The sequence below is a fragment of the Mucilaginibacter gynuensis genome, from assembly GCF_039541195.1.
GTDB lineage: Bacteria > Bacteroidota > Bacteroidia > Sphingobacteriales > Sphingobacteriaceae > Mucilaginibacter > Mucilaginibacter gynuensis.
The window spans coordinates 82,528-98,429 of record NZ_BAABFT010000004.1; the positions used below are offsets into that span (position 1 = coordinate 82,528).

Sequence of the window (15,902 nt, forward strand, 5' to 3'; positions counted from 1 at the left end):
GGTAATTAACGATTATTTTATAACCTTCCTGCACTGTCGGGGCGCACTTATAGCAGATAAGTGCCCGGCTGAATGAACAATTACCCTTAATGTCACATAGTATGATATTAAGGGTAATTGATATACGTGGAAATTTAATTTTTCGATAATGGGTCCCGCTGTTTGCAGTTCCTTAATTTACCTTAAAGCTATTTATGCCGGAGGCAGATGTATTGCCCTTACTATCTTTAGTTATTACTTGCCAGTAATAGGTAGTTTTGCCGGTAACATCAACATCAAGCGTAGTTGATGACAGGTCTTTTTTGAAAGATACTGGCGTGGTTGATGTGCCAAAGTAAATTTCGTAGTTAGTAATATCGTTATCAACATCACTGCCTTTCCATTCGAGGGTTACTTTTTTAACGGTTGCGTCATACTGCTTTTGATTTATCGGAGCGATAATTTCTGCGGGGAACGGCGCATAGCTTACCGTGGCCGGTCCGGAGTTATAAAATTTCCAGTTATCGCTTGCAACGGATTTGCCCGATGCTGTATTGTAAGCTATAACCTGCCATTTATATGGCGCGTTACGGTTTATAGTTATTGATGTATCAGTTTTTGTCTGATTTGTTTTTAATACATCATTAGTTTGAAGGTTTGTAATAACCAACTCATACTTGTCGGCATTTTTAGCGGTGTTCCATTTAAAATTTACCTTGCTTTTAGTGGTTGATACTACCTCGCCGGTATTACAAAGCTCATTATTTGCCGGTAAGCTCATCACTACTTTATCAGGCATCACCGGATCGGGCTTCGGCTCTGTATCGTTGCTTTTTTTACTGGCGCAGCCCCAACACAATAACGCAATAGTTAATATACTGTATACCTTCCTCATTTTTTTACTATCTTATAAGTTTTACTTGTTTTATCAAAGCTTACCTTTATTACATAAACGCCGGCACTTAACTTAGCCAGGTTTACTTCGGCCGAACCATTGTTATTTATCACGTTATTTTCAAAAAACACCTTGCCTTGCAGGTCGCGCACCTCTATACCCACCAAGGGGGCTGAGTAGCCATTAAGTGCAATCTTCAATACATCTGTAAACGGATTTGGATAAAAAGATACATCGCCAACTACATTAAACGTTTTTTTGAAAACTCCCTGGCATTCCTTATCAGTTGTTACAGATACTTCGTTATTGCCTTTTTGCAAAGAGAGCAGCATATCGCCGGTTGTGTTGGTATAAGTTATACCATTAAGCTGTACCTGGTATTGTGTGCCGCCTTCCATTTTAAGGCTAAGTATATTTGTTGCCTTGTCTGCCACGGCAAAAACAGAAAGATCTTTAGGCTCGGTAATTACCAGGTTATAACATTGCTGAAATTTAGTATTGCCATCAATAGTAATACACATTGGGTATGTGCCAGCCTGCAAATTATTAATTGTTACGGCCGTAGTAAATTTGGCTAATAAGGTTGTGTCATTTGTGTTTATTGTTGCTGTATAGTTTAAAGGTTTTACTGCGGTAATGCTTATACTGCCATTGTTGCTGTTTTTACAAGTTTCGCTGCTAACAGATACATTGAAGTTAGTTACGGGGAGTTCCTCTGCCGGTTCTTCGGGTTGGCCGCTATTACTTGAAAGCAGTTTTAAGGTATATATATTGCCTGTTGGTTTGCGGTCTCTAACAAGATAAGAAATATCAGGATAACCGTCTTTATTATAATCAATAACTTGAACCGAACTATGGTCGCCAACTTTGTATGATTGCCTTTTGCTGAATGCTTCTCTATTAAAAACACCTGCTGTAATAGTATTGCGTAAAATTGTTAAGGTATCAATATTGTCCACCAGCAAATCGGGCTTGCCATCGCCGTCAAAATCTGCCACGTCAATTAATGTTTCGGCATTCAGTGGTAATTCCATTAACTCTGTTATGGCTGCAGTACCCGGCACACTATTGTTTTTATAAATGAGCACATTGTATCTTTGCTTAACTATTAACTCATCTTTTTTATCATTATCCAAATCAGCCCAAAATATTTTTTCGCCGCCTTTTTTATTTAACTCAACCGGTTCGGCAAAGGTTGCACTACTTTTAAGCGGATCTGCTAAATTGCGCATGTAAAACAATACTTTTTTATTTACATCTGTAGTAATATCATTAAATAATATATCGTTCCAACCGTCGCCATCAATATCGGCAATCATCATGTTGTCAATAGAAAAGTAATAAAGCCCAAGCTTATTATATCTGTTCAATTTTATATTATTGAACGGGCTGAAGGAAATACTTCCTCTTTTTGAGTTATTGTAATATATGTTGAGTTCGTTCGGTTTACCGGAACCGCTAATAATTTCCGGTTTCCCATCGTTGTTAAGGTCGGCTATAATATAGTTAAAATCAGCATCATATTCACCCCGGCCAATAAGCGCAACCCTCTTTAAATTATAGCCGCAACCGGCCTCGTATTGGTTTTCTAATATGGTAAGTCCGTCGTTTTCGGGCGAAAGAACATCAATTTTACCATCACCATCCAAGTCTGATACTTTTAAAATACCACTGTAAATATATGAACGGTAATTACCCGCTTTTGCGAAATTTATGGGGTTATTATAAGTATCCTTAGTTTGGCTTTTATAAATATCGATAGCATATCTATTGAAAGGACTAATATCTAAAAGATCACCAATAACTATTTCCTGGTTGCCGTCGCCATCCATATCTGCTACTTCGTAATTAAGCAAAAAACCTAAATTATTTACCATATCCGGTGCCTGTGTAAGCAGGGATGCATCAAAAACCTTTCCGTCAACCCCGGCAATTTTAGGGATGAATGATTGCGTTGATATAGCGTAACGCTTTGTTGTGGTATTAAGCACCTTAATGGGTTTATACAGGGCGCCAGCGGGCACTTTAACTGTAATGCGGTTATTTGTAGCGCTTACAATATCGGCAAGCAGATTCCCGAAATAAACCCTGCTGCCTGCCGGATCAAACCTTTCTCCCTCAATTACCACCTGGCTATTCACGCTTCCTGTTTGCGGATTAAATGATGTAATTACAGGGGGCTTATCGCCATCACTTATCTGCATTGTATTTTCATTGATCCTTAGTTCATTGAGTTCGTGATCGTAAAAAATAATTTCCGGTTTATTATCGTTGTTCAGGTCCTGCACCCCTAAAAAGTTTGTTAAAAAATATGTACCGCTATCAAAATTGTCAGATTGAGGGAACAAAACAGGAGTAGTAAATTTAAATGGCTGCCCTGCTTTTGCTCTATTTTGGAATATTAGCAGCGTATCGGGATCTTCCGGAAATTTCCCGGATTTCTGCCTGATCAGATCCGGCAGTCCATCACCGTTCACATCCGCATAAACATCATCTTTATTATACTGAATGTCTATAGGAGCATCAAATTTGAAAGTGCCGCCAATAGGAGTAACGTTTTTATAAAGCTTGCCTTGTGAGTACAGGTCGGGCATGTTATCATTATCAAAATCGGCGATTGTTGCATACTCCGTATTGGTAGGAACTGTTACAGCCGTAAAAGCCGAATCAGAAAATGAGCCAGGCACATTGTCATTTTTATACATTACCAATCCGTAATCAGTGAACGATTGCCGTGTCCATACCAGATCGGGCTTGCCATCACCATTCATGTCCATAAAAGTACAATTGGGCAATAATTTTAAATATACAGGTTCGTATGCATATACTGAAGTGGCGTTTTTAGGATATATACTTCTGTAGATGTTTCCATAGTCTGAAAAATCAGCACGGCCATCGCCGTCAACATCAATTATCAGATCATGGGGTAACTGTGGTGCAAATTGTTCAGTAGCCTCAAATAACAATTTTCCTTTTGTTGATTTGTTTAAGAAACTATTGGGCCCGGCAATAATATCAGTTAAACCATCGTAATTAATATCACTTAAAAAACCGATACGTTTTTCGTTATTAGGTGCGTTCAGTTTTATCGGCTCTTCAAATGTGGTGCAATCAATTCCCTTTTTTTTGCCGCTGTTACGTTGTACTACCGCGGTTCCGGCATCCAGGTAAAATAAATCTAAAAACCCATCACCATCAAAATCACGAAATTGAATTAAGTCAGCATATTCACCGGTCAACTTCATTTTACTAAACCTGAAATCCTGCCGTTCAATATTTGCCGGCGCTTTAAATGTTGCGCTGAAATTTCCATTTGCGTTTATTATTCGGTGTTCGCGGGTATTTAATATGCTTACCGGGCCGGTTGCTGTACCAATTGGAACTGTTACTTTAAAAAGGGTATCACTTGCCTGGGTTACTGTGGCCTCCCTCCCGCCTATAAATACCTTACTGGGTGTATTGCCCATCATTAAGTATTTTCCTTTTATAGTTAAAGTACTACCGGCAGCCCCACGCAATGGCGAAAAAGAACTTATTACCGGTATTAATGGCTCTTTGTTAATAATGATATTAATTTGGCCAGACGAACCAATTAGCAAGTCGGGCCGGCTATCATTATTGCAATCGCCAATTATAAATTTAGTTGAGCCGGGTATACCAATACGTATTTCTTTATCAAACCAAGGTGCTGCGGGAGTAGTACCATTAAAAGCATTTTTAAATATTGATACCGTTTTTTTTGTACTGCTTGCAATAATATCTACGCGGCCATCGCCGTCAATATCCGAAGCCGACAGAGATGAAGTGCCATCAGGTATAAATAACTTGGTTTGTAAAGCAAATGATAATGGGGTTATGGTTGCGCCCGCATCAATGTTGTTTTTGTAGATATGTATCGTGTTAGTTTCTGAAGTTCGGGCAAAGCAAACTATATCCGCGCGTGTATCGGCATTTACGTCGGCCACAATAAAGTTGCTTAGCCCCTCAACAACAAAAGGATATTTGGCAACCATGCATTCATTATTTAATACGCCATTGGTAACATGATTTTCAAATATTATTATCTTATTATCTGAACCTGCCACCACATCCAAACGATTATCTCCATTTATATCAGCAACCTTAATTCCGCCGCCAATGTAAGTAGAAGTAATGCTGGCCGCGGTTTCAAATAATGCGGGTGTGATTATACCCGGCGTACAATTATTTTTAATAATGCCCAAACCTTTGTCTACCGACGTTAAAATATCCGGTTTGCCATCATTATTCATATCTGCTATAGCCACAGCCTCTACGATGGTATTTAGTACAATATCAACAGGCTCAAAAGTTGGCGCGCCGGTACCTGTGCTGGTGTTTTTTAGGATGTGTATTTTACCGTTGAATGTAAAAACCTCAATATCGGGCTTGCCATCGCCATCCATATCTTCGGTCATGATTTTTATAGCGAGACTGGGTATATCAAAAGTTATTACATCGCCGTTAAAAGTATCATCAGCATTTGATACGCTCATGTTATTGAACCGTATTGATATTTTGCCGGCAAAATAATTACCTATAACAAGGTCGGGTTTACCGTCGCCGTTAAAGTCTTTTAACAACATTTCGGCAACTTCAGTATTAGGTATGTTTAATATGGAAGATGTTTCCAGTGCCGACCCGGTAAAAGGGTCGGACGAATCAAAGGCGAGCGTGAAAAAACCGCCTGAAGTAGCTCTTAGCCCTGTGCTCGTGTTAAGTACCGATATATGGTTATAACCTGCACCCGCAGGAGCCTTAACAGTGATCTTACCGGCCGAAGCGGATACGATAGTGCCTTTATCCTCGCCAAATAGTACCATGTTAGCCGCCGTTCCGCTGCCGAAATTGCTGCCGTTAATTGTAACTGTAGCTCCGGCTTTTGCAATTTTTGGACTGAAATTAGTAATTACAGGTGCTTGAGCAAAAAGCCGTGTAGCGAAAAGTAAAAGTGTTAACAGGAGAGCAGTGCGTAAGCGTGTTATCATAAAAATAAGTGAGGAGGCTATGGGTTACAACAAACCTATGCTAATTGCGGCGTTGCAGGAGTAAATACTGTTTGCGGCTTAACCTGATACAGCACATACGCTTTCTTATACAGTTCATCATTCTCCGGTAAATCATAAACCATGCAGTTAAATAATGCGAGTGCAAACAATAGTTTATATTTTTCAGGAGCTATGGCATCACCGGCAAGTTCTTGTTTCCAGTTGCTATCGGGGTATTGTTGTTTGTATTTTAGCTCTGATGTGCCCAGCATATTGCGCAGGTCGTTATAATCAAGCCAGTTGGGTAAGGCGTAAATACCAGCAACTGTTCCAATTTTTATACGTAACTCCACATCTTCGGCAGAGGCTTTGCCATAAAAAAAACAGAAGTATACCCATGCCGCGGCAAATAATAGCCCGGCAACAATGTAAGTAATTGTCTCGCTAACAGAATAATAGCTATTGTCATAAGCCATGAAAAAGAACCATGCGGCAAGCAAGAATGAAAACAATCGCGCATAGGTAGCAAAAACGCTTTTGCCTACAAGGTCAATTTCAAAACCCCGCCGGCTTCTGAACTCCGAACCGGTTACGAACATAGATGTTAGCGGAAATATCGGCAGAAACATGATCGTAAAGAATTTTGTTTCTATCCAGTTATCATTGACGTTTGATATTTTACCAAAAAAGCCGGTGCCGAAGGCAATGATCATACAGATAAGATTTAGCGACCCTAAAGTATGGAAATTAGCCGGATTTAGCAATATCCCTTCATTATCAAATAGGTAGATGGGCGTTATATTTTAATGTTATTATTAAATGTCGTGGCTTTAGTAATGATTTCGGGCTTTGCAGATAGCTGTTATAGTACGGAGATTACCATGCCTTTTTCACTATCAAATCCTGGGCGTACATAGCCCCTATCGGGATGATGTGTTCGTTAATATTGATCTGTGCCCGGTCGAACTTATCTATCTTGTCCCAGGCCACGATAAACGCCCTGTGAGTGCGGATGAATTTTTTGTCGGGCAGTAACAGTTGCATATCGGCCAGCGTAACGCGTGTACTCAACGATCGGTTGGCCGTGAGGTAAAGCTTGGTATAGTTCCCTGCCGCCTCTACAAACAGTATATCATCCAGCTGCACTTTTACCTGTTCGTAACCATCTTTTACAAAAATAAAATCGGGAGTGGCATCAGGTACCGGCTTGTTGCGCAGGTTAAACAGTTCGTGCGCCTTATTACAGGCCTTTAAAAACCGCGACAACGAAAAGGGTTTCAACAGGTAATCTATCGCGTCGAGTTCAAAACTTTTTACAGCGTGTTCGGAATAGGCCGTGGTAAAAACCACCATGGGCGGATTGCTCAGCGTATTTAAAAAATCAATACCGCTTATGTCGGGCATCTTAATATCTAAAAACATAAGGTCTACCTTGTTTTGTTGTAAATAGGCCAGGGCATCAAAAGCATTGGTGAAAGTTGCGGTAAGTTCAACAAACGGAACCTTGGCAGCGTGAGATCTTACCACGTCAAGGGCTATGGGTTCGTCGTCAATGGCAATGGCTATCATCCTTTAAAATTAACTATTAATATCTAACTGCAGGGTGAGGTGTATAAAAAACTCTTTGGCGTTTTCGCGTATAATAAGATCGTGCTTTTGCGGATATACCAGTGCCAGGCGTTGTTTTACATTCTCCAACCCGATGCCGCTCTGGCCTTTCTCCGGGTCGTTTTCGTTACGGATATGGATGCTGTTATGCACATCGAAATACACCGTGTTGCCGCTTATTTGAAGCGTTACCTTTATGTGCGATGGATTTTGCAAACTGATGCCATGCTTAAACGCGTTCTCCACAAAGGGGATCAGCAGCATTGGGGCTATCAGCAGTTCGCCAGCCTCTTCGTCTATCTGTGTTTCAATGGTAACATCTTCAGATGTTGATGTGCGCAGTTTTTGCAGCAATATATAGTTCTTCAGGTAATCAATATCGCGTGATAGCAATATTTTATCCTGCATGTTCTCCTGCAGCATAAAGCGCATCATATCGCCCAGTTTTTGGATTCCCTCGCCGGTACGTTCGGCATTTTCCTGCAAGGCGGTGCCGTACAGGGTGTTTAGAGCATTGAACAGAAAGTGCGGATTAATTTGCGATTTCAGGAAGTTGAGATTGGCATCGGTTTTACCCAGCTCGGTTTTTAATACTTTTATTTCTTCGTCGCGTTTAGCATGGCGGCTTTTATAAACGCCCCGTGCCAGCGGACTGATAATAAGCAGTACCGAAAAGAAATTGGTAGCCAAAATGGTAATCATGCGCTCATCATCAATTTTTTGCCAAATGTTTGTACCAACCAATTGGTTTAACAGTTGCAAGGGAATTTGCTGCATCACACCATTGGTATTATCCTTAAAGCACATGCATACGCCGTACAAGGCCAGGGTTGAGAGCATTGCCCACAAAAACAAACGTGGTAAATAGTACAAAAAAGGGCGTTTACGGGTAGTTGATTTTGGCATGAGGTGATGTAGCAGGAAAAGATAAACTACCATGGCCATAGGCAGGTTATACAGCAGGTAATAGTAAAACCATAGCGGAACACTCATGTAAGTAATACCGGTTCTTATGAGTAATAAGGATGCTGTAAGCAAGGCGGCATCATGGTACAATACATTATCTTTATTTTGCCTGTTGCGGCCAAAAAACACGAAGAGTATTTTGATAGCCAGCAAGGCCGCGAAGTGCATGTTGATAATGCCGGCCATAAAGCACACGGTAATAAAGATAAACACGAATATTGAGTTTGATGCCTTCTCGTCAGGGCTTTCAAAGGCCGGTATTACGTAGAAGCAAAGCATCAGGTAGCTCATCAGCGTGATGATATGATTAAAAAGTGCCGCTGTTAACGCGCTGCTTACATGATGAACAACCGGCATGGGCGCGCCATTGAGTATAGCGGTTTCTACATTAGCCGGGCCCGATCTGGCAATGTCTATCAGATCGAACAGGAGGGAGGCTGCTATACAGCCTATTACAATCCAAAATTCAATACGGGCCGTTTCTTTTAGCCGTTCGTTTATATACTTAATCATACTGTTGTAATATTGGGGTTATGTTTTACTCCAGCAATAGTACAGCACCGTTTTTTTACTAAAATAAAAATGTGACGAACCCCTATAAAAATGTGATAAACACCGGCTATTCTACATGCTGATTATAAGATGCCAAAATTGTTGATACTGTACGAGCAGCTAATCAGCACTATCCTGGTAATAAAGTTACTCCTGCTGGTTACTATGCTGTTACCATTAGTATATTGACCAACCTGGTTGGTCTGATTAAAGATATCTGATGCCTGTATGCTGATATTCAACTTATGCTTAAAAAATTGCTGGCTGGCAGAAGCATTTACAATAAACGGATTATTGGTATTGATATTAGTATAACCATGTAAAAAAGTCTTGCTGATATTCATATCCATCGACGTGTTTTCGGATAGATTGAGGCGTTGGCTGGCATTTATCGTCCATTGCGAAATTTTGCTGGTTAATCCCTGCCCCACAACATAATGATTAAATGATTGCGAATACGTTACGTTTACCTCGCTGCTAAATTTGGTAAGGTTGAGCATAGCCCTCACCGATTGCGTGATGTTGCGGCTATTATTATAGCTTTTTACATTATCGGTGTAAACTACCTGCCTGCTAAAACCAACCCAGCCGCCTAATTCTGTATTAAGTTTTGTTTTGCCAATTTTGATAGGGATATTCCATGAATAATTGCCCGATGTATTGTTTGAGCCACCGGCGTTTATAAAGGTAGTTACCTGCCTTAGCGAATTAAGCGTATCTTTTTCGATAATGGTATTGGAAAGGATTTGGTTTTGTGTAAAGGAGGTATTAAGCCCGAAAGAGATCATCTGTTGGTTTTCGGGATTAACATGCCTGAAATTGCTATTGATGGAGTGGTTGAATGCCGATTTTAGGTTAGGGTTGCCGATAATAACATTCTGGAGGTTGCGGGTATCGCGCACCGGTTGTAGTTGATCAATAGCCGGCGGTTGATTGTACCCATAATACCCTATTTCGAACTGATCTTTAGTTGATGGCGAATAGCTTAAGTTAAAAACAGGCGACAGATTAAAAGTGGCGTTGCTTACCTTTTCCGTACGCCCTTCATACAAGCCTGATTGTGCATTGCGCTGCGCGTTTATACCTATTGTGGTACGTAGTTTAGTACCCTCCCAACGATAGTTAATACCCAATTGGTTATTGGTAACAGTATTATGGTTGTTGTTGCTAAGCGAATCAATTTTACTTAAGCCGTTTGGTGGCTCTATCAGGTCGGTTTGCAGATCGTTCCTTTGTTTATTTTGGTTGATGTTATAAATAACATCGAGATTGGCTTTTTTGGTAAGTATAGCGGTATAGGTAATACCTGCCGACAAATTTTGCGACCGGCCGTTATTGGTAAGAAGGCTGTTGAATACCGAATCTTTTTTAAAATTGCCCAGCGTATCATAATACCTGATATTGCGATCTATCCGCTGTGTGGATTTTGCCGGGTTTTGGCCGAACTGTAAATTTACAGTAAGCCGGTTGTTAGTATCCAATGAGCGACCAACAGTAAGGTTAATACCCATATTAGGTGTTTTGTTAATTCCAAGACTATTGGTAACCAGGCCTTGTTTAATGATGCCTGTTTGTTGCGCGTCAGAGAATAAACTGTTGGTGCTTTTTGCTAAAGAAAGATTAGCTCCAAAGTTTATATATGTTTTTTTATCAGGATTGTAAGTGAGGTTAGTACTGAAATTGTGCTGGCTGCTGCTATTTGCCATTATACTGTTTACATCATTATTAATCTTCCCGATGGAACTGATACTTTCTGAATAGGTGTTGTTTTGTGCACTACCGCTTGAGTTATTATAACGGTATGACGAACTTAGGTTCAGTTTTTTAGCGATATCATTGCCAAAGGTAAGTCCCCAGCTTTTGTAATTGTTTGAACCCACTGCGTTTTTCATCGTTCTCACTTCGCCCGAAGCGGAGAGCTGTTTCATGGCTTTCCAGTAATTTGCACCTATGCCACCTCCAAGTTGCCGGTTAGTGCCTGCGCTTGCCGAAAGTGACCCAAATACGCCATTATCCATCCCCGGTTTGGTAACCAGGTTAAGGGTTTGGGTGTAATCTTTCTTTATCCCGGTAAAATCGGCATCCCTGCCGTAATCGTTCACTATTTGTACCTTGGTAAATATGCCGGCCGGTAGTTGTTTGATGAATTCCTTTACATTCCCGGTGAAAAAATCCCTTCCGTTTATGCGCAGTTTAGTTACCGGTTTGCCGCCCGATGTTAAGTTGCCATCCTTATCAACCCGCAGGCCCGGGAGGCGCTTCAACAGTTCCTGTATCATCTCTTCATTGCTACCGCGGTACGAACCCACGTTATACTCGATCGTATCTTTTTTGAGCACGATGGGCCTGGTTTTGCTTTTAATAACCACCTCGTTCAGGTTACTGGTATCAACCTGCAAAACAATAGCGGGAAGCGTTAATTCTGTGTTATTGTCGGGGATAGTTATATTTTTTGCGAAATCGAAATAACCCAAATAGCTTACCATTATTTGAAATGCCGGGCGCTTAATACCGTTAATGGTAAACTCGCCTTTATTATTGCTGGTAAATTTTAATGTATCGGTACCCAAAACCAGGCGGATGTTGGCACCTTCGAGCGGTGTAGTGGTACTATCGGTAATATTGCCCTTAATATTGTAACTGCTTTGAGCCCGGACCATGTTAAAGGCCAGCGAAAAGATGAGCATGAAAAGGCAGAAAAACTTAGGCAGCATATAATAAGGCGGTTCGCTTACAATGATATAAAAAATCTGCCAAAGGCTAATCAGTCGCAATCACTATTAACCGATGATTATTATAAAATATCTGCCTAAACCACAAGCGGAACAACCATTAACAAGAAAGGCCGCGCAATTACAGAGCGACCTTCTCTTTTTGCATAGGTATAGAAATTTGTGCCTGCATTACCCTGTTAACTAAAAGTATACGGGGGTAAACAGGACTTTAATATTATTTATTTACCTCAAAGCTTGAGGTTGCGCCCTGCCATGTAGCGGTAAAGCTTTTGCCATAATGATCGCCGGTTGTTTTTTCGTTATGGCTAACTTCAAGTACGTATCTGCCTGGCCAGGCCGGGGTAAAAGTTATCGCGCCATTTTCGTCGGTAGTAAATTCTTTTGTCCAGCCGGCAGGGCTAAAAACAGTAACCGGTTTGTTGGCCAGCGGCTTATTGTTGAGTACGGCTTTTAACTGTACAGGCGCGTTCAATTTGTAGTTTTTCGCTTCGGCGACCGCAATTTTTAAGTTATTGGGTATAGCTGCCAGATCAACTGTTTTTATCGGACCAACGGCTACGTTTGCCAATGATGAAAACTCGTATTTTGTAGTGCCGCCCAGTTCTTTAGCCTCATGCACCACACTTATTACGTATATGCCGTTACCTTCGGGCGTAAATGTTGCCGAGTAAAAATTGCTGCCCGGGGTAGTAGTTAGTTTCACTTTCTCTTTGCCGGGCGCGGTTAGCCATAGCGTAAAGTCTTTAACATCCGAATACCATTTGCTTACTTCATCGCGCTCGTTGGTGGCATATTCGCCGTAAAATACTTTTACTTCGTGTGCTTGTCTGGCTTTGCCTGTAGTATTGGTTTCAATCCATAAGGCGTGTGCCATAACCTGGTTTGCACCGATGATTAGTAATAGAGCGAGTAGTAAGGATCTCATAGTCTTCATTTACTTGTGGTGTATGGATATTAATTCTTATTTAGACTGATTAAAGTGAAGCAAATATATAGAAATATATTTCTTTAACGAATATTATTTAGAATAAATCTAAATAGTGGATTTTAATTAAGGATGCAAACTCAGGAGTGTTATTTAACGCATACACTTTAAAGCAATCGTCCGGATTTTTAATAAGTTTACCTTAATAAACCTATATCATAAATGAAGAATAGCTTATTGCTGTTGATGCTTTTATCGCTTGTGTGTTGCAAGCAACAAGTCCGGAAACATCTTAAACCTCTGAATAAATACAGGGTAGAGATATACAAAAAAGTTTTAACCAGCAAATCAACAGACTACACATTTGATGTAAGAACCAGCGTAATAGTAGCCGCCAGCGATACGCAAGCTTACAAAATGGGGTTGAAGATGTATAAGTCGGAATGTATTGGAGATCAATTAAAAGAAACCGAGGGCATGAAGTTAAAATCCCTCACACACTCATTTATTGTAAAGAAATTCATTAAAGGTTATGCGCCGACATCGGGAGTTGATATTGCAGATTCTTTGCCCCAAAACGTAACCGATAGTTTGAGAAGACTGATATTTAAAAGGCCAGCAAATAAAAATACTGATAAATTAATTTGAGGATTTTAAATAACCTGTAATTATTCTACAGGATTAAGCCCTATGGCTAAACGTCTGTAATTTAGGCTATCCTTATTAATTACAGGGTCGCCGGGGCGGGTACCGTAAATTTGGATCCCTTTGTCGGTAAAGGAAATCCTATCGGTAATGATGGCATAGTTTTCCGCGTCGATATTACCTTTTTTAAACGCGGTTGATATGAGCGGGTAGTAGCGTTTCTGGTCGGCAAAGTTGAGTTTGAGATAGAGGTAAATGAGCGATTCTACCCCATTATCATCAATCTCCTCGGGACCGGGCCAGCCATAGGTGTGAATAATGGATTTCAGTTTAAGCGCGTTCACAGCATCTTTAGCAACTACGGTATCCTGGTAAAGTTTGTATTCGTTGGAGTTTGTACCGAATTTTCGAGCTAAATCTATCCTTGTGAGGTCCATGCGCATGCGCTCTTTGCGTAAGCTTTCCAATTCGTAAGGTACCGAAGCATTGAAGCGCTTTTTTGCCTTTTCCATTTGTGCCAATAGCGGCTGCCATCTTTTATCGTGCCATAACTGTATAAACTCAGCTTCATGAACAATGGCATTATAAAATGTGCGTGGTTTCCGGCTTACAATTACCGATAGGAACGCGAAAGCGCTGTCAACCTGCTGATTATTGGTACATGCCTTTGCCGCGTTCAACAGGTTTATATTCGTTCGGGTAGCGGGCGATTGCGCAAACGATCTTAAATAATATTCGGCCGATCTGTTATAGGATTTTATCTTGAAAAGTGAATCGGCGGTTTTAATATCCGCGCTATTGCCCGGCAGGTTTTGCGCTTGTAGCAAGCTTGCGCCGAAACAAATGAAAAAGGAGGCGATAAGGGTTCTAATAAAAGCAGGCATCATCTTTAACCGAACTTATTATGTTTAGGTGCGTTTGTGAAAAAGGTTAATCACATTTATCGTGATAACAATTATTAAAACGGAAAACGGGTACAGAAATTGCAAACGGTTCAGATAATGTATTTTAATATCTGTTATGCTGCAAAATCATAAAACTGTATCTGTATTGCTTTGCCGGTTTTTCTGATATTTGCAAGTATAAAAGGAGGATAAGTATCAGATGAAGGATGCAAAATATTACCTGGCAGCTATTGTTGCCTACACAACCTGGGGGTTTTTCAGCTTGGTTTTAAAACCCATACATGCTTACGCGTCGTTAGATATTCTGTTTTACCGTGTATTTAGCTGCGCGATTTTAATGCTGTTGATCACTGTTTTATTTAAGCGCGCTGCATTACGCCAAACAATAAAGGCATTCACCCGGCTGCCCAAAAATGAAAAGCGCCGCACCGCGTTGCTAAACATTGGCGGCAGCGTGTTTTTATGTATCAACTGGTTCTCTTTTATATATGTAATGAACCATGTAAGTGTAAAGGCAACTTCGCTGGCTTATTTGGTTTGCCCGATATTAACAACACTGCTGGCCTATTTTCTGCTGCGCGAAAAATTGAATAAGTTTCAATGGATAGCAATTGGGTTAAGTGTTACAGGCTGTATCCTGTTATCGTACGCCAATATTATCGATATGTTTTACAGCATGATCATAGGCCTTAGCTATGCCAGCTATTTGGTGAGCCAGCGCCGTAATACCGGGTTCGATAAGTTTATTACGCTTACCTTCCATATCGTACTTTCGGCCATTATGCTGTTGCCGTTCTATCCCCAATTTTCAGGACCGGTACCAACGGAATTTAAATTCTATATGTACATAGAGGTGATAGCCGTAGCTTTCACCATCATCCCATTGTTCCTTAACCTGTATGCGCTTAAGCGCGTTAACTCATCAACGGTAGGTATGTTGCTTAACATTAACCCTATCATAGCGTTTATGCTGGCCAATTTGGTATATCACGAGCAAATGAGCTTTTTACAGGTAGCATCGTACGGTATCATATTTATTTCGGTGATCGTGTTTAACGCGCACCACATTGCCAAAGTAAGGCAGGTAAATATGAGCTTTAGTAAATAGGGTTAATCTTAATAAAACTACATTACAGTTGAAATAAAAAAAGGGGTTTCTTGTTTTAAGAAACCCCTTTTAGTTACTCTATAGTGTAGGAGAAATGACTGACCGTCCATACACTGTCTGTCTTTTTTAATTTGAAAGAATAGTCGGCCCGCTGATTGACTGCGTATACTGTTACGTTGGAAGAATCATGTTCAATAGAAAATGAAGTCACTATGTATCTCATGGGCTTATCATCTATTCGATTATTAAACTGCAAGCGCTTCGTTGTCTCCGGAGTTTCATCCCAATAATCAATTTTTATTTTACCGGCATATTTAGGCCATGAAGAATTGTATTTAGCCCTTTTCGTTTTTATAATAAAAATGGTATCAGGCTTGATATACATATCCTCAATAACCTTATCATACGTAAACACCAGGCTTAGTATTTTAACAGTATCTGTACCTGTTGATCTTTTTGAGGCATCATTTTTAAACGTGCATGACGGCAACAATGAACCAAAAAGAAGAAATAGCAGGAGCCTGTTCATGCGCAAAATACTATCCATCTTTATTATAAGCCGTTAAGTAACCGTAATT

At 40.4% G+C, this 15,902-nt stretch carries 11 protein-coding genes; 2 read left to right on the forward strand and 9 right to left on the reverse strand.

Annotation, left to right across the window (positions count from 1 at the left end; all coding sequences use genetic code 11):
• Positions 1-172: 172 nt before the first annotated feature.
• From ABD894_RS09500 to ABD894_RS09530, 7 genes are all read right to left on the reverse strand, one after another.
• Positions 173-874, reverse strand: a complete 702-nt coding sequence (locus ABD894_RS09500) for a hypothetical protein (protein WP_345210780.1) — start codon at positions 872-874, stop codon at positions 173-175.
• Positions 871-5,880 (reverse strand): FG-GAP-like repeat-containing protein, encoded by a 5,010-nt coding sequence (locus ABD894_RS09505; protein WP_345210781.1) that lies wholly within the window; start codon positions 5,878-5,880, stop codon positions 871-873. Before ABD894_RS09505 ends, ABD894_RS09500 begins: the two co-directional genes overlap by 4 nt.
• A gap of 35 nt (positions 5,881-5,915) precedes the next feature.
• Positions 5,916-6,593, reverse strand: a complete 678-nt coding sequence (locus tag ABD894_RS09510; RefSeq protein WP_345210782.1) for a hypothetical protein — start codon at positions 6,591-6,593, stop codon at positions 5,916-5,918.
• A 163-nt stretch (positions 6,594-6,756) separates the two neighbouring features.
• The gene (locus tag ABD894_RS09515; RefSeq protein ID WP_345210783.1) at positions 6,757-7,449 is read right to left on the reverse strand and encodes a LytR/AlgR family response regulator transcription factor; all 693 of its coding nucleotides are present in this window, start codon (positions 7,447-7,449) and stop codon (positions 6,757-6,759) included.
• 9 nt (positions 7,450-7,458) lie between these two features.
• Positions 7,459-8,967, reverse strand: coding sequence for a sensor histidine kinase (locus ABD894_RS09520; protein WP_345210784.1), 1,509 nt, complete (start codon positions 8,965-8,967; stop codon positions 7,459-7,461).
• A 122-nt stretch (positions 8,968-9,089) separates the two neighbouring features.
• Positions 9,090-11,720: an outer membrane beta-barrel protein gene (locus ABD894_RS09525; protein ID WP_345210785.1), complete on the reverse strand. Its 2,631-nt coding sequence runs from the start codon at positions 11,718-11,720 to the stop codon at positions 9,090-9,092.
• A 235-nt stretch (positions 11,721-11,955) separates the two neighbouring features.
• A complete protein-coding gene (locus ABD894_RS09530) occupies positions 11,956-12,666 on the reverse strand; it encodes a DUF4198 domain-containing protein (protein WP_345210786.1) in 711 nt (236 codons plus the stop codon).
• A gap of 222 nt (positions 12,667-12,888) precedes the next feature.
• Between ABD894_RS09530 and ABD894_RS09535 the strand changes: the two genes are divergently transcribed.
• The gene (locus tag ABD894_RS09535; protein WP_345210787.1) at positions 12,889-13,314 is read left to right on the forward strand and encodes a hypothetical protein; all 426 of its coding nucleotides are present in this window, start codon (positions 12,889-12,891) and stop codon (positions 13,312-13,314) included.
• A 20-nt stretch (positions 13,315-13,334) separates the two neighbouring features.
• Here ABD894_RS09535 and ABD894_RS09540 read toward each other — a convergent pair whose 3' ends face one another.
• Complete coding sequence (locus tag ABD894_RS09540; RefSeq protein ID WP_345210788.1) at positions 13,335-14,198, reverse strand: DUF6624 domain-containing protein; 864 nt, start codon at positions 14,196-14,198, stop codon at positions 13,335-13,337.
• Positions 14,199-14,415: 217 nt separating this feature from the next.
• Between ABD894_RS09540 and ABD894_RS09545 the strand changes: the two genes are divergently transcribed.
• On the forward strand, positions 14,416-15,324 hold the full coding sequence (locus ABD894_RS09545) for an EamA family transporter (RefSeq protein WP_345210789.1): 909 nt from the start codon (positions 14,416-14,418) through the stop codon (positions 15,322-15,324).
• Positions 15,325-15,397: 73 nt separating this feature from the next.
• Here ABD894_RS09545 and ABD894_RS09550 read toward each other — a convergent pair whose 3' ends face one another.
• Positions 15,398-15,871 carry a hypothetical protein gene (locus tag ABD894_RS09550; protein ID WP_345210790.1) on the reverse strand — a complete coding sequence of 158 codons (474 nt, stop codon included), beginning with the start codon at positions 15,869-15,871 and terminating at the stop codon, positions 15,398-15,400.
• Between the last annotated feature and the right edge of the window lie 31 nt (positions 15,872-15,902).

What these genes read in the sequence shown, in the direction of transcription:
- ABD894_RS09500 (WP_345210780.1), bottom strand. Translation starts at nt 874, where the DNA reads ATGAGGAAGGTATACAGTATATTAACTATTGCGTTATTGTGTTGGGGC.
- ABD894_RS09505 (WP_345210781.1), bottom strand. Translation starts at nt 5,880, where the DNA reads ATGATAACACGCTTACGCACTGCTCTCCTGTTAACACTTTTACTTTTC.
- ABD894_RS09510 (WP_345210782.1), bottom strand. Translation starts at nt 6,593, where the DNA reads ATGATCATTGCCTTCGGCACCGGCTTTTTTGGTAAAATATCAAACGTC.
- ABD894_RS09515 (WP_345210783.1), bottom strand. Translation starts at nt 7,449, where the DNA reads ATGATAGCCATTGCCATTGACGACGAACCCATAGCCCTTGACGTGGTA.
- ABD894_RS09520 (WP_345210784.1), bottom strand. Translation starts at nt 8,967, where the DNA reads ATGATTAAGTATATAAACGAACGGCTAAAAGAAACGGCCCGTATTGAA.
- ABD894_RS09525 (WP_345210785.1), bottom strand. Translation starts at nt 11,720, where the DNA reads ATGCTGCCTAAGTTTTTCTGCCTTTTCATGCTCATCTTTTCGCTGGCC.
- ABD894_RS09530 (WP_345210786.1), bottom strand. Translation starts at nt 12,666, where the DNA reads ATGAGATCCTTACTACTCGCTCTATTACTAATCATCGGTGCAAACCAG.
- ABD894_RS09535 (WP_345210787.1), top strand. Translation starts at nt 12,889, where the DNA reads ATGAAGAATAGCTTATTGCTGTTGATGCTTTTATCGCTTGTGTGTTGC.
- ABD894_RS09540 (WP_345210788.1), bottom strand. Translation starts at nt 14,198, where the DNA reads ATGATGCCTGCTTTTATTAGAACCCTTATCGCCTCCTTTTTCATTTGT.
- ABD894_RS09545 (WP_345210789.1), top strand. Translation starts at nt 14,416, where the DNA reads ATGAAGGATGCAAAATATTACCTGGCAGCTATTGTTGCCTACACAACC.
- ABD894_RS09550 (WP_345210790.1), bottom strand. Translation starts at nt 15,871, where the DNA reads ATGGATAGTATTTTGCGCATGAACAGGCTCCTGCTATTTCTTCTTTTT.